Origin of the sequence: Bacillus sp. FSL R10-2201 (genome assembly GCF_038008665.1) — a bacterium.
Lineage (GTDB): Bacteria > Bacillota > Bacilli > Bacillales > Bacillaceae_G > Bacillus_A > Bacillus_A mycoides.
This window is the reverse complement of the sequence record NZ_JBBOZP010000001.1, coordinates 1,086,830-1,100,317: the sequence shown is the minus strand read 5'-3', so window position 1 is coordinate 1,100,317 and position 13,488 is coordinate 1,086,830. Positions and strand designations below refer to the sequence as shown.

Here is a 13,488-nt window from a genome sequence, read left to right as displayed (position 1 = left end):
TAAGAGAATTGATATAATAGAGACAAACCATAAAGGGGGCATTAAAATGAAGGCTATTATTTCATACGAAACACCTCTAGAACAAGCACATTTCACTGCAAAAAATAACGAAAAAGATATGTTTTATAAAGAAAATACTGAAGAATCTGTAGAATCAACACTTCAGTATGACGTATTAGACGCTGTTGGAGAATTTAAAGGACAATCTGGCTACATCGTTTGTAACAACATTTCTGTAACAGACGAAGGTCGCCCTGTATTTGAAAACCGTTTTAAAAACCGTGCTGGTCTAATCGAAAATGAGCCTGGCTTCCAAGCAATCCGTGTTCTTCGCCCATTAAGTAATGATACATATGTCATCTTAACGATGTGGGAAACTGAGCAAAACTTTAAAGACTGGACAGAATCACGTTCATTCGAAAACGCTCATAAAAAACGCCCTGCACAAGCAGAAGGACAAGGACAAGCACAGGCTCAGGCTCAGGCGCATCCACATGCAGAACAGCAAAAAAGCATTTTCTCTCGCCCGTCGTTCGTGACTACTTTTGATGTGTTAGTTTAATTTTCGGAGTTCGGAGTCAGCGGTATGTGAAATTATATCGGCGCAACTCGAAATATATCGACTTATCGACAAATGACGACACACAAAAAAGGAAACACCATTACACACCGGTGTTTCCTTTTTCTTTATACCAATTATATATGCGAAGCGCGTCTTCTTTTCGCATATGCTTCACTTCATAACCATGTCCCGCCACCGCTACAGCAGCTGTACATAACTCGTCTTTCTTTTGAAAATAAGATTGATTGTATCCGACCACTTGAATATGCCTTCTTCGCATGATCCCTGTATATTTCGCGAGACCTCGGTGCACCATTACTAACTGATTGTCTCGTATCATATATCCACCACTTTTATATCTAGCGTATGCAAGTATTGTAAATACAATAAATAGCGGTATAAGAACGAACAACGCAGTATGTTGTTTAAAATATATACTCGCACCAGCGATTGGCACAGCGAGCACAGCACTTGTAATCCAGCCCATTACGACGTAACGGCGTAATGCAGCCTTCGGTAAATGAACGATTTCCTCTTCTATTTCATACGGCAACTGTAAATAGGCAAGTAGCTGCTGTACATCTTTTTTCTTCATAAAAGGATGTAACATCACTTCATTCCCTGCCGCTTCTATACTTTGAATGACTTCCACTTCGACAGAGCAATAACCGAAAGGCTGGCGGAGAATTCCTTCTTTCACAGTAATTGCTTGAATGCGGTGGAGCTTTAAGACAAACTCTTTCTTATCAAATAACCCTTGCACAATACGAATTTCATTTCCGTTTCGCTCTATTTTAAAGTTCGCATATTTTAGCGCATAACCAGCTGTCGAAACGACCCACGAAACCGCCATTAAAATCGCGGCCATAACGATTAATTCATATACACCGTTATCCATCACATACGCTTCTACTTTATTAATGAGCCATTCTGGAAGAAATTGATTAAACTCTGTGTAAATAAGAAGTAATCCAGAAAACACTAATCCGAATCTACCAGACGTAATGGAAGCTACTAAAATCTCTTTCATCGTTAACTGATAAATCGTCTTACTTTCTTCTGCCATGGGTACTTCTTCACTCGCAGCGCTTCTTTTTTTATTTAATAAGGCAATCAGTTCCTTCGCTTCATCTTCTTTAATACCAGCTAACATCACTTCCGGCTCACTACCGCCGCCCGCTACTTCTATATTTAATTTCGTAAGCCCAAGCATTTGATAAATGACATTAGAAGATGTACTAATGTTTTGCACACGATCTTTATTTAAATAACTTTCCTTCTTCACAAAAACACCGTGTTTTATATGTAAAATATTATTTTCAACCCAGTATACTTTGAAATACCATTTTACAGCTGAAAAAATAGCCATAATAAATAATACAAACAAAAGAACAAGATGTAAGAAATACCAAGGTTTTACTTCACCATCTGAACGAAATAAAACAAGAAAAATAAAAGGCAACAAAGTCGCAATTCGAATACCTAACAATATCGTGATCGGATGTTGCCTCTTATACACCCTCATCACTCACTTTCGCAAGCTCTCCAATTTGTCTTTTCAACTGTTCTGCTTCTTCTTTCGTTAAACCTGGAATACTATGAGAAGTTGCCGCTGTTGAAATATGTAATTCTGCTAAATTATACTTTCTCATAATTGGTCCTTGCTCAATCGTTACGTGCTGCACACGAATCATCGGAATAAGTACGCGCTTCACAACGAACATTCCCTTTTGAATCTCAATCTCTTCTTCATTTAATCTGTAACTATAATAACGTTGACGTAAATTTGGAAATACAAAATAGTCGAGTGGTATGTATATAACTGCTCCTGTCACTAACAATCCAAACAACCAGCCCCACCAGTTAAAATTAATCATAAAAAAGAAATACGCAATTACGACTGCTAGTATAACCGCCGCCCCAATTAAAGCATGAATTCTCCACACTTTTAGCATATTAGAATGAATCTCCCTCTCTAACGGCTGCATCTCATCACTCCAATTATATGAATTTATTAATTATATATTAGTTGTTATATACAGTTTTGTAAAATTATAGTTTCTTACATTGTGTCGAGCATTTCTTTAAAATTCCCTTCATTAATGGAATACACCTGAAACTGAATGTAATCTATCTCATTCGTATTAGGGCGAGCGTATGGCAAAATGTTAAATTTAGAAGCAGTTCTTCCTAACATATCTATAATCATTAGAGAAACGTCAATATATTCGAAGTCTACACGGAATACTACTGCTTCTCCCGTAAATTCATACTCTTTAATCGCATCATAAGACTTATTCGCACTTATAAGCGTCACTTTTAATAGTTGGTTTAAATTTTCTGGTTTGAAATTAATCATTTATACAACTTCTTTTTTAATAAAACACTATAAAAATAGTGTAATCTTTTACTTTCATAGCCTCACACATTCATTATATTAAAAATAAAGCTAGTTTTTTATAATTTTTTTGATATAATTACTTACGGGAAAAGGGAAGAATTTTGTCTTCCCTTGTGTTTTTATTTGCATCTAGTACTTTTGCTAGATGCTTTTTTTATGCTAAAAAGGTACCCTCAAATACTTTGAGGATACCTTTTTCATCAATTTAGTGCATTTCAACAATTGTACCATCTTCGAACACCTTGAATACTCCAGTAAATCCTGCTCCAGCTGCACCTTCTATTTTATATGTCGTACGCACTCTAATTTGATAATATTTCTTTCCATTTTCTACTTGCGTATCCTCTAGCGTGTAATTATATTCTTCTTTATATTCTTTTTTGATATATTCTTTAGCTTTCTCAAAAGTAAATGCATCTTGATTCTTTCCTGTCTCTACCTTTTGATTCTTTTCTGTCTCTACTTTTTGGTTCTTTTCTGTTACTACCTTCTGATTCTTTTCTGTCTCTGTTTTTTGGTTCTTTTCTGTTACTGCCTTTTGATTTTTTTCTGTCTCTGCTTTTTGGTTCTTTTCTGTCGCTACCTTTTGACTCGTTACTGCATCATTTTTTTGTGCCTTCGCTGCTGTCGTTACACTCTTTGCAGTTTTTTCCTCTTCACCAATTTTAGTGATTAATCCTAAAGCCTTTTTATTATATTCTTCAAGGTTCTTGTTATCTTTTGTTTCTGAAACTACCTTATTTAACATCTCTTTCGCTTCTGCATAATTTTTCTTACTTATTAACTCTTCGCTTTTTGTCAGTTGCTCTTCATACTTCTTTTTTTGTTCTAAGATCGCTACTAATGCTGTTCGTTCTTCCTTGGCTTGTTTTATAAGCGTATTATTTCCATTCTTCATGTTCTCTACTTTTCCAAATGACTTGATTGATTCTTCTACCTTTGTTTCTTCTTTTAACTTCACTGCTTCAATCATTACTTTCGTTTGTTCTACAAGCACTGTTGCATCTGAATCATCTTTTTTCTCATCTAATGCTCGTTCAAATGATGATAAAGCATTTTTATATTCTTTATTCGTTAACGCGGTCTTCCCTTCATCCATTGCTTTGTCAAAATCCCCATTACTACATCCAGCTAGCATTAAAAACGTAAGTCCAATTACCGTTAATAACTTTCTCATTTTCTCTCCCCCTATATATAACTAAAACAATAACATCATATGTATAAAAGTCTGTGTAGTAATTAGACTGAAAGTAAATATGTACTGTACATTTCATTTACTATCATTACTTAAAACTCCTAAATAGTTGGTAGTTGGTTTTCTTCTTCTTTTAAGACAGAAAGGAATTTTAATAAAGCCCTTACTCAGAATCTTTACTACACACACTCTTATACACATAGAAAAATCATTTTTCGTTTATAGTTTGCTATTTCTTCAGCTTTAAATATTCTCAGCTAATTGGAATACAAACTATAATCTGTAACATACCGAAAAACAAAAGAAAACAACCCGTAACAAAAGTCACGATTCGTAACTCTTTTGTAACACAAATGTAACATAAGGTTTTTAAACATACAATAGTTTTTTACATTATTTTCCGACATCTATATTTTAAGCGTCAATAAGATACCAATCCTTAGTGTAAATACGGATTCTCCATAAAAGCATACAGGGGATCTTTCCTCATTGTCATCCAGTTGAAAAGTAAACAGTACTCTGAAACGAGAATTTCATACGCTAATAAAAAAAGCCTACTAATTAAAGTAGACTTAAAATAATGCTACCTTTTCGTGCAATTGGTTATCACGAAAAGATGACATGAAAATCTTTAAAGTTATCAAATTAATAGTTTGTCAGTTCACTTTCAGGAGTTTGAATAATAACAGGGTTTTTCCCTGGATCAATCCATCTTAAAATATCAATAACATTTTGTTTATCTACACCTGTACACCCTTCTGTCCATGAAGTAGAAACATGGAAGAAGATTGCGCTTCCTTTGTATGGTGTACGTGATTCAGTATTATAATTAATTACGAATCCATAATCATATGCTGGAATATACATATTTTCAGCTGATTTCCATCTACCTCTTACAGGCTTTTCCTGTAAAGTATTATAGTATGGAGATGTCGAATCATCTACCCAAACGTGATTTTGCGTTAAATTAATAAAGGGAAGTTTCGTACCAGGATTCCCTTGTCTACCGAAAGCTGCACCAATTGTGTATTTTCCTCTTGGCGAACTCATACCACTTTCACTCATCTCAACTGCAAAACCTTTTTTCCCAATATATCCACTTATATTCTTTTGCTCTCTCCATTTCCCATTTGAATTTTCAAATGTACGAACTTGAGCTTGATCCGTATTATAGCCTTTTGTTGTAACTAAAATAACCTGTTGATTATTTTGGATTGTTTTTAAGTTATCAATAACTGTTCGAGATTCATTCATATTCATCCATTGTAGACCTGAACCAGTTCTTATACGCAACCACGTACCTCTTTCTTCAACTACTGTTACCGTTTGCGATGTATATTTTACAAGTACATTCGCTGAGTCCGCTGGATAATCATATGTGAAAAAGTCTCTATTAATATGAATTCTTTTCTCGTTTAATAAGATCCATTTGAACCCTTGATATGTATGGATTTTAACCCAGCCATCTCCTCTTTCTTCATACACTGTGACAGTTTGCGGGGCACCTTCAAAAGCGATTCCTGAAGATAATGATGCATCATGATAAGCAAAGAAATCTTTGGACATCTGAATTTGTTTACGCTTGAACTCTTTATCTTTTGAAGTATCTGTTCGAGCGACTAAACTTACAGTTTCAGCACGAGTAATCGTTTGATCAGGCTTCCAATTATCATTACCATATCCACTTGAAATACCTAATTCAACTAAAATATTTACATATTTCTCGCTCCAATGCTCTTTTAAGTCGTTAAATATTGTTGGAGGATTCACTGTCACTTTCTCTTGTAATTTGTATGCATTTACTAACATAGAAGCCATCGCGCCTCTCATTAACTTTCCAGTAGGATTGAACTTCCCGTTCCCATCTCCTTTAATAACACCCACTTTTTCTATAGCCGCAATATACGGAGCTGCCCAATGCTTTTTTGAGTCATCAAAAGTAGGCGCTGCCGATTGATCGACAGGAAGGTTCAATATTTTCGCCATCATTTTTGCGGCTGAGCCTCTATCTATCTCTAAATTTGGTGAAAACGTGCCATCAGGCATACCTGACAATACATTTTTATTTATAAGATAATCTACTGATGGCTTTACCCACCCCGGAACATCAGGGAAACTACTTGGAGCTGCTTGTGCTTCATTCTTAGTTACATTTTCCATTTCAGCTAAAGAACTTGAAGAAATAGAAAGAGATCCTACTGCAATCATACCTATCGTTGCTATTTTTATAAGCTTCATATTTATACATGTTCCCCTCTTCTTAATTAAACTAAATTGTAGTACCACGACCTTTTGTGATTCATTTCACAAAATCTATCGTAATCATAAATCGATAAATGTTAATTATAACCTTTTATCCTAAATATTCCAATAGGTGATTTAAAAAGAAAGAATGTACTACCAGTTTACTGTTTATATTAGAAGTGAAAAAATAAAGCTAGTTTTTTATATACTTGATATAATTACATATAGGAAACGGAAGATTTTCATTTGTGTCTAGTTCTATTGCTACATGCCATTTTATATTATTTTACATAGTCTCGGGGGATAATAATGAAGAGATTTACTGTTAGCTATATAGCATGTTTACTAGTTTTCTCTATTGTTATGAATGTTTTACCATATGCACGCATTCCAAATTATGCAGATTCATGGGGATCGATTTTGGTATCTATTATTACGGTTTCAATTCTTGGAAGCATCCCTGTTCTTATCGGTTGTTTATTAGGCGAGTTTTGTTATAGAAAAATAAAAAGAAGTCACGAATTAAAGATCGGAGTTCCTTTATTTATATTGTTAGGTATTTCTTACAATCATTTACTCTTTATGTGGTTTAACAACAGAGATTTTCTATCCTTTTATTTAGAAGCTTTTCTGGATACTGGCCTTCCTATTACTGTATCATCTTTATTGTTTTATCTTATAAGACGGCGTTAATTCTCTCATCATTACATGAAAAAATACCCCTCTATGATAAAACATAGAGGGGAGAATTTCTATATAAAAACCTATACCTTATCCTGAAGTGAACCCGAAAACAGAACACATATCAAAACACCTAAACCGTCTGTTCCCTATATTCTTTAGGGGACAAGTGGTTTAGGTGGTTTATTAGAAGCTAGTACCTTCTTTTTTATAATATTCTTTTGAAATCTCTTCATAAAATGCTGCCGATGTCGCGTAGAAATAAGGTGCAGACCATAAGAAACCGATTCCTAAAGTAAGAATACTTAAAATGAACCAGCCAAGGAAACTTAAGCATAGTAAAAAGTAATCCATTTTATGTCCATTCATCATACGGCGACTTTCGGTAATTGCTTGATTCGCTGTGTATTCTGGACGATCATTCAAAATAAAATACGTCATAGAATAAGAAAATGATTTAATAATACCCGGAATAATAAGAAGTAATGTCCATAGCATCAAGTATACATACATTAGTAAATATGTTAAAAACGACTTCATAAGCTTACTTCCATCGCTAAACCATCTAAATAAATCACCAATGCGAGCACTAGTCTCACGGATTACATTTAAAACAAGATAGTAGGCGCCTATTGTTAACGGACCAATAACAAGCATTGCAATAATACTTACTATAAGCGAATCACTTGCTTCCTCCCAACCCCAAAACATCGAGAAAACACCTGTAATTAGAAGTTCAACAGCTCCAATAAGGATTCCAAGTAATAAGGTTGCCCCTACCGCTAATCCCCATTTTCCTTTTAATGCATCAAGTGCTTCTCTTTTCAACTGACTTATCATATATAACCTCCTAATATTATTTCTATATTAGTATACCATTTATATCAAAAATTTCACGAATTTCCCTGAAATAGAAAGGTACTACTTTTTTTCTGATACGTATTGAGAAATGTGAGCTGTATTTGCACCCATATATGAATCAAACTACTCATTTCTCCATAACAAAAAAGCCTGCCTTTCATAATAGGCAAGCTTTTTTAAATTAATCCTCACTTATTCTCTTCTTATACCAATCCTGCATTCTCTCCGCATCTTCTACTCTCGTATGCTCTAGTTTATAATTCGATGATGCACTAGAAAACGTATACGTACATAAATCCGCTCGGCGCTGGAAATATGATTGTGTTTTTTCAATTGATTGGACGTGTCTTCTTCTTACAAGTCCTGTATGTTTCCCAATACTACGATGTATAATCGTAATTTGTTCTCCGTTTACACCGTAACCATTTGTTTTAAATGTTGCGTATCCAAGTGTAAAGATGAGGATAGCTAGCGGTAACAACGCCCACATGATGAAATACTTTTCAAAGTATATGCTTATCCCAGTAAGCGGGACTGCTAGCATTGCGAAGAAAATGAAACTATCAATTAAATAACGGCGCAAGGCTGCTTTTGGTAATGCAGTAATATTTGTATTCAGTTCATATGGCAATTGTAAATGAGCGAGTAACTCTTGCACACGATCTTTTCGAATAATCGGATGCAGCGTAACTTTGTCTTTCTCTTCTCCCAATCCCTTACTTTGAATGACTTCGACTTGCACAGCACAATAACCGAACATCTGACGGAAAATACCTTCTTTTATCGTAATCCCTTGAATGCGGTGTAACTTTAGTACAAGTTCTTTCCTTTCAAGTAATCCTTGAGAAATACGCACTTCATCGTTTTTTCGATTTACTGTGAAATTACCATGTTTTAACGCGTAACCAATTGTAGATATAATCCACGAAAGGACGAGTAAAATAGCTACCATGTAAATCCAGCCGTATATATCATGATCCATTACATACGACTCTACGCTATTTTTTATCCATTTCGGAATGTACTCATCTACTTGGTGATACACGAAAAAGATTAATGAGAATAATAATCCAAATTGACCGGATGTAACAGATGCTAATAAAATTTCTTTCAAAGTTAATTTGTACTCTGTCGCTTGCTTTTCCTCTGTCATAACTTCTTTTTCTACTACTTCTTCTGATGTTTCTTCTGCTTTTACTTCTGGAGTTGGCTCATTTAGTAAGGAAATAAGCTCCTTCGCCTCATCTTCTGTAATACCAGCTAGGCTTACTTCGGCATCATCGCCTCCGCCAGCTGTTTCGATTTGAATTTTCTTTAAACCGAGCATTTGATATAACACGTTTGAACTTGTATTAATCGTTTGGACACGTTCTTTATTTAAGTAGCTCTCCTTCTTCACAAAGAGCCCTTGTTTAACATGTAATACGTTATTTTCAACCCAGTATGTTGTGTAATACCATTTTTCAAACGCTGAAAAGACGGTGAGTAAACCGAATCCAGCGGGAATTAAATACCAAAATGGAAACTTTCCATTTAAACTAAACATGAAAATAAGTAATGGTATAAAGTCTGTTATTTTTAATTCTAATAACATCGTAATGGGATGCTGCCTCTTATACATCCTCATCACTCACTTTCGCTAATTCTGCGATTCTCGTTTTTAACATTTCTGCTTCATACATCGTTAAGCCTGGAATGCTGTGAGAAGTTGCTGCCGTTGCAATATGTAATTCTGCTAATCCATGTTTTCTCATAATTGGCCCTTGTTCAATTGTCACGTGCTGTACACGAATCATCGGTACTAATACGCGCTTTACTACGAAAAGACCGTGCTGAATTTCAAGCTCTTCTTCATTTAATTGATAGCTATAATAACGCTGACGTAGTTTCGGGAATACAAAATACGAAAATGGTGCTAGCGCAACTGTTAACCCAACCATCACATACAAAATCCACGCCCACCAATCAAACTTTATCATAAGGAACAGGTAAGCTAAAATGACGAGAATACCGATCCCTTCTTCAATTACAGCACGAACTTTCCACACCTTGACCATGTCAGGATGAATTTCATTTTTCAATGGATCCATGTAACCACTCCAAATCTATTAATCTAATATATGAATTGTCTCAATCTATATTTTACATAACTTTACATAAAATTGAAAATTTATTATTTATCCGTTTTTTTCTCAGGAATAAAATATCCGAACCAAAGGAGCCAAACTAAACTAAACTAATTAATGCGAGCCAACCTTTATCCGCTTGGAAAGCTTCAATCATACCTGGAATTTTATACACTCCCAATAAATCCAAGGAAACCGAGCCACCAGTTTTTCTGCATTTTCATTTTTATTCTCCCTCCTTCATTACGTTTTTCACATTTTGAATCCAAATTTCTTTATACTTTAACTGGAATCCTATTAATATGTAATTACTCATATTATCAATAACGAGCGCTAATGTATGCGCGTTTTCTTCAGTTGCATGTTGTGACACAACACCAAGTTCCACACCTTTCTTTAATAAATCGTGGAATCCATTTAAAAACTCTTCTTGTATTTCAAATAAGCGTTTCTGATACTTTTCATTTCGCGTCGCCGTTACGATGAATTCATTTATAACGCGTAATATGCCTTCTTGACCTCTATACTCAGACAACATATGTAAACCATCTGCGATTAACTTTTCTGCAAAGTTTTCTTTCGTATATTGTTCTTTATCGAAGTAATTGACGAAATAATATCCAGAAAAAATCTCTTCAAATAAAAAATCAACTAGCGCTTCTTTAGACGGAAAATGATAATAAATAGCTGGCTTTGATATACCTACTTCTTTCGCAATCATTGAAAGACTCATCTTCTCAATGCCGTGCTCTGCCATTAGTTTAAATGATGCATCTACAATGTGCTGCGATGTTTGTAAATTTTTTGTCATACTGTACCTCTTCTATTTTTACTTACCGGTCGGTAAATAAATTGTAAAATGAAAATGAATGATTTGCAAGTTAATTAGAGTTTTAAAAGGAACTTCTTCATGAACCTAGAAAAATATAAAGTAAAAACAATGTATAACGATAAGGAGGATTTTCATATGGGATCTGGCGGTAAAGGTGGTAGCGGCGGCGGTGAAGATGGCAAAGATGGTAAGAGCGGTAGTAGTGGGCTTTTATTAATCATTCTGCTCTTTATCGTATTCATTATAATTGGAGCTAGTTATAGTGTGTTTAGCTTCTAAGAAAAGACACAATTCAGTTAGTTATAGTAGCGTAGAAAACTGAAACAGAGATTAAAATTTTCCTTCTTAAGGTTTCTTCACCAGTAAGGGCACACAAAATAGAAAGCCCCGGTTATATCTAACAGCCAGCGCTTTCTATTTTCAGTATTCTTATAATGCTTCATCTATATTTCCAACTCGCACACGTAAATCGTTATTGATCATCCACAATAATATACGCTGTTCTAATTGGCCCATGCACACCTACGACAAGGTTCATTTCAATATCCGCGCTATTTGATGGACCCGAAACGAAGTTCACACAAGCCGGCAAGTTTTCTCCCGCTTTATTTTGATTATGGATCAGTTTTGTAGCTTGGGTTAATCTTGGCACAATCGTACTTTTAGGAACGATTGCAATATATGACTCTGGAAGCAAACTAACATGTCTTCCTTTTAACCCGTCATTAAATAGTACAACGGTTCCTGATTCTGCCAAAGTCATATCACTGAACGTAATGCCAAGGTCAGCAGCTTTCGCAAATGCTATGTCCTCTTCTTTATGATCTAATCCCCATGTACGAAAATGTGTTGTTCCTTTATTGCTGAAACATGGCGTAAGACCATACTCATTAAAGCGCTCATCATTCGAACATATAACAGATTTGATATTCCAACCTTTTATAAAAGACCCCAATGTTTCAACAAGATTTCCCTTTGTTGTTCGCTTTACTTCTGTATGAATGACTTCGCAGTGCTCTATTAACTTTAATACAAGTTCGTCTTGCGCCAGTCCGTCAAAAACAGTCCACTGCGGGGAAAAAGACCAGTTCGGTTTTTCCACTGCTTCTGGACGTTTCCTACCAAGCTTTTCTGATAACTGGAGTAAAAATTCCTCACGATTTTGGATGGCCATCATTGTTCTCCTTTTCGTGTTTTTCAAACCACTCTCGAAACGGTTGTTTTTTCGGAACTGGAAAATCTCTCGCATCCGTCCAAGCTTTTAACGGCCCAATTCCACGCTCGATCTTATCCCCTTTTGCAAGAGGTTTTAATGCATACGGAGCGCTCTTCGCTGCAAAAGAAAATAGTCTAGGACTCTTCACCGCTTTTTCAAAACCTTTCATAGCCACGTTCCAAGCTACAGGTGATTGTTTTTCTTCTACAATGCGGCTGCGATGTTTAATTAATAAGTCATGTAACGGGATTTTCACTGGACACGCTTCTGTACAAGCACCACAAAGGCTAGATGCGTATGGTAAATCCTTATATTCATCATATCCCCCTAAAAGCGGTGTCAACACAGCTCCAATTGGTCCTGGATAAATAGAGCCATATGCATGTCCACCAATATGCCTGTATACAGGACACACATTAATACATGCCGCGCAACGAATGCACTGAAGAACACTTTGGAATTCTGTTCCTACAATATCGGAACGACCATTATCAACAATAACTAAATGAAATTCCTCAGGTCCATCTGTTCCGCCAGGCTCAGTTAATCCTGTAATATAACTTGTTAACTTTTGTCCTACAGAACTTCGGCATAGAAGTGTTACTAAAACATCAAGTTCTTCCCATGTCGGAACAATACGTTCCATCCCCATAACTGTAATCAACGTTTTCGGAAGTGTCGTAGTAAGTCTTGCATTTCCTTCGTTTGCTACGATAGAAATTGACCCAGACTCTGCAACAGCAAAGTTACATCCAGTCACCCCTATATCCGCTGCAAAAAAATCATCACGTAAATACGATCTTACAAACCTCGCCATTTCCGTAGGATCAGATGTTCCAGTATAATCTAACTTTGTTTTAAATATTTCACAAATGTGTTCTTTATCCTTGTGAAGACACGGAACAACAATGTGTGATGGAGGATCGTGGTCGTTCACTTGTAGAATAAATTCAGCAAGATCTGTTTCTAACACTTCCGCTCCAGCTTCTTCAATCGCTTCATTTAAACTAATCTCTTCCGTTACCATCGATTTTGATTTCACAATTTTTTTCGCGTTTTTCTTTTTTACAATCTCTTTTACATATTCCCTTGCGTCTTCTGCAGTCTTTGCGAAATAAACGAAACCACCGTTTTTCTCAATATTTTCACTCAGCTCATATAAATAATAATCAAGGTTTTCTAATGTATGCTTTCGAATTTCTTCTCCTAAAGCTCGCCATTCTTCCCAGTTCCCAAGACTCTCAGTAGCTTTTAATTTCTTGATTCTCAGACCATCTTGCGCTTTCCTGACAGCCTGTCGCATAAATTGATCCCCAATGCCTGTTTTAGTACGCTTATGAAAGGGATCGTTCCCAATTTTCATTCCCATC

Annotated in this window: 14 protein-coding genes; 3 read left to right on the top strand and 11 right to left on the bottom strand. The window is 35.5% G+C overall.

Annotation, left to right across the window (positions count from 1 at the left end; translation table 11 throughout):
- The first annotated feature begins 46 nt into the window (after window positions 1-46).
- Complete coding sequence (gene hmoB / locus NSQ69_RS05675) at window positions 47-562, top strand: heme-degrading monooxygenase HmoB (RefSeq protein ID WP_098633014.1); 516 nt, start codon at window positions 47-49, stop codon at window positions 560-562.
- A 100-nt stretch (window positions 563-662) separates the two neighbouring features.
- Here the strand turns inward: hmoB and NSQ69_RS05670 are convergent, their stop codons facing one another.
- The 5 genes from NSQ69_RS05670 to NSQ69_RS05650 form a co-directional block, all read right to left on the bottom strand.
- Window positions 663-2,081: a PH domain-containing protein gene (locus NSQ69_RS05670; RefSeq protein ID WP_016126675.1), complete on the bottom strand. Its 1,419-nt coding sequence runs from the start codon at window positions 2,079-2,081 to the stop codon at window positions 663-665.
- Window positions 2,074-2,550 (bottom strand): PH domain-containing protein, encoded by a 477-nt coding sequence (locus tag NSQ69_RS05665; RefSeq protein ID WP_002186468.1) that lies wholly within the window; start codon window positions 2,548-2,550, stop codon window positions 2,074-2,076. Before NSQ69_RS05665 ends, NSQ69_RS05670 begins: the two co-directional genes overlap by 8 nt.
- A gap of 74 nt (window positions 2,551-2,624) precedes the next feature.
- The gene (locus NSQ69_RS05660) at window positions 2,625-2,921 is read right to left on the bottom strand and encodes a hypothetical protein (protein WP_003187801.1); all 297 of its coding nucleotides are present in this window, start codon (window positions 2,919-2,921) and stop codon (window positions 2,625-2,627) included.
- Between the two features lie 247 nt (window positions 2,922-3,168).
- Window positions 3,169-4,140, bottom strand: a complete 972-nt coding sequence (locus NSQ69_RS05655) for a hypothetical protein (protein WP_016119773.1) — start codon at window positions 4,138-4,140, stop codon at window positions 3,169-3,171.
- 663 nt (window positions 4,141-4,803) lie between these two features.
- A complete protein-coding gene (locus tag NSQ69_RS05650) occupies window positions 4,804-6,396 on the bottom strand; it encodes an S-layer homology domain-containing protein (protein ID WP_078206370.1) in 1,593 nt (530 codons plus the stop codon).
- 315 nt (window positions 6,397-6,711) lie between these two features.
- Here NSQ69_RS05650 and NSQ69_RS05645 point away from each other — a divergent pair, with 315 nt between their 5' ends.
- Window positions 6,712-7,095, top strand: a complete 384-nt coding sequence (locus tag NSQ69_RS05645) for a hypothetical protein (protein ID WP_002125795.1) — start codon at window positions 6,712-6,714, stop codon at window positions 7,093-7,095.
- A 174-nt stretch (window positions 7,096-7,269) separates the two neighbouring features.
- Here NSQ69_RS05645 and NSQ69_RS05640 read toward each other — a convergent pair whose 3' ends face one another.
- The 4 genes from NSQ69_RS05640 to NSQ69_RS05625 form a co-directional block, all read right to left on the bottom strand.
- The gene (locus tag NSQ69_RS05640; protein ID WP_003187807.1) at window positions 7,270-7,923 is read right to left on the bottom strand and encodes a DUF975 family protein; all 654 of its coding nucleotides are present in this window, start codon (window positions 7,921-7,923) and stop codon (window positions 7,270-7,272) included.
- 202 nt (window positions 7,924-8,125) lie between these two features.
- The gene (locus NSQ69_RS05635) at window positions 8,126-9,565 is read right to left on the bottom strand and encodes a PH domain-containing protein (RefSeq protein WP_002186475.1); all 1,440 of its coding nucleotides are present in this window, start codon (window positions 9,563-9,565) and stop codon (window positions 8,126-8,128) included.
- The gene (locus NSQ69_RS05630; RefSeq protein WP_002030228.1) at window positions 9,558-10,034 is read right to left on the bottom strand and encodes a PH domain-containing protein; all 477 of its coding nucleotides are present in this window, start codon (window positions 10,032-10,034) and stop codon (window positions 9,558-9,560) included. The genes NSQ69_RS05635 and NSQ69_RS05630 overlap by 8 nt, the downstream gene beginning before the upstream one ends.
- Window positions 10,035-10,296: 262 nt before the next feature.
- On the bottom strand, window positions 10,297-10,881 hold the full coding sequence (locus tag NSQ69_RS05625) for a TetR/AcrR family transcriptional regulator (RefSeq protein WP_002125785.1): 585 nt from the start codon (window positions 10,879-10,881) through the stop codon (window positions 10,297-10,299).
- 156 nt (window positions 10,882-11,037) lie between these two features.
- Here NSQ69_RS05625 and NSQ69_RS05620 point away from each other — a divergent pair, with 156 nt between their 5' ends.
- Window positions 11,038-11,181, top strand: coding sequence for a sporulation protein YjcZ (locus NSQ69_RS05620; RefSeq protein WP_103458299.1), 144 nt, complete (start codon window positions 11,038-11,040; stop codon window positions 11,179-11,181).
- Window positions 11,182-11,374: 193 nt separating this feature from the next.
- On the opposite strand, the gene NSQ69_RS05615 is transcribed toward NSQ69_RS05620, so the two are convergent.
- The gene (locus NSQ69_RS05615) at window positions 11,375-12,076 is read right to left on the bottom strand and encodes a LutC/YkgG family protein (protein ID WP_341099017.1); all 702 of its coding nucleotides are present in this window, start codon (window positions 12,074-12,076) and stop codon (window positions 11,375-11,377) included.
- Window positions 12,057-13,487, bottom strand: coding sequence for a LutB/LldF family L-lactate oxidation iron-sulfur protein (locus NSQ69_RS05610; protein ID WP_078178133.1), 1,431 nt, complete (start codon window positions 13,485-13,487; stop codon window positions 12,057-12,059). The genes NSQ69_RS05615 and NSQ69_RS05610 overlap by 20 nt, the downstream gene beginning before the upstream one ends.
- Window position 13,488: the final 1 nt, after the last annotated feature.

Coding starts and splice junctions, on each gene's coding strand:
- hmoB (WP_098633014.1), top strand. CDS start 47: ATGAAGGCTATTATTTCATACGAAACACCTCTAGAACAAGCACATTTC.
- NSQ69_RS05665 (WP_002186468.1), bottom strand. CDS start 2,550: ATGCAGCCGTTAGAGAGGGAGATTCATTCTAATATGCTAAAAGTGTGG.
- NSQ69_RS05660 (WP_003187801.1), bottom strand. CDS start 2,921: ATGATTAATTTCAAACCAGAAAATTTAAACCAACTATTAAAAGTGACG.
- NSQ69_RS05655 (WP_016119773.1), bottom strand. CDS start 4,140: ATGAGAAAGTTATTAACGGTAATTGGACTTACGTTTTTAATGCTAGCT.
- NSQ69_RS05650 (WP_078206370.1), bottom strand. CDS start 6,396: ATGAAGCTTATAAAAATAGCAACGATAGGTATGATTGCAGTAGGATCT.
- NSQ69_RS05645 (WP_002125795.1), top strand. CDS start 6,712: ATGAAGAGATTTACTGTTAGCTATATAGCATGTTTACTAGTTTTCTCT.
- NSQ69_RS05640 (WP_003187807.1), bottom strand. CDS start 7,923: ATGATAAGTCAGTTGAAAAGAGAAGCACTTGATGCATTAAAAGGAAAA.
- NSQ69_RS05635 (WP_002186475.1), bottom strand. CDS start 9,565: ATGTATAAGAGGCAGCATCCCATTACGATGTTATTAGAATTAAAAATA.
- NSQ69_RS05630 (WP_002030228.1), bottom strand. CDS start 10,034: ATGGATCCATTGAAAAATGAAATTCATCCTGACATGGTCAAGGTGTGG.
- NSQ69_RS05625 (WP_002125785.1), bottom strand. CDS start 10,881: ATGACAAAAAATTTACAAACATCGCAGCACATTGTAGATGCATCATTT.
- NSQ69_RS05620 (WP_103458299.1), top strand. CDS start 11,038: ATGGGATCTGGCGGTAAAGGTGGTAGCGGCGGCGGTGAAGATGGCAAA.
- NSQ69_RS05615 (WP_341099017.1), bottom strand. CDS start 12,076: ATGGCCATCCAAAATCGTGAGGAATTTTTACTCCAGTTATCAGAAAAG.
- NSQ69_RS05610 (WP_078178133.1), bottom strand. CDS start 13,487: ATGGGAATGAAAATTGGGAACGATCCCTTTCATAAGCGTACTAAAACA.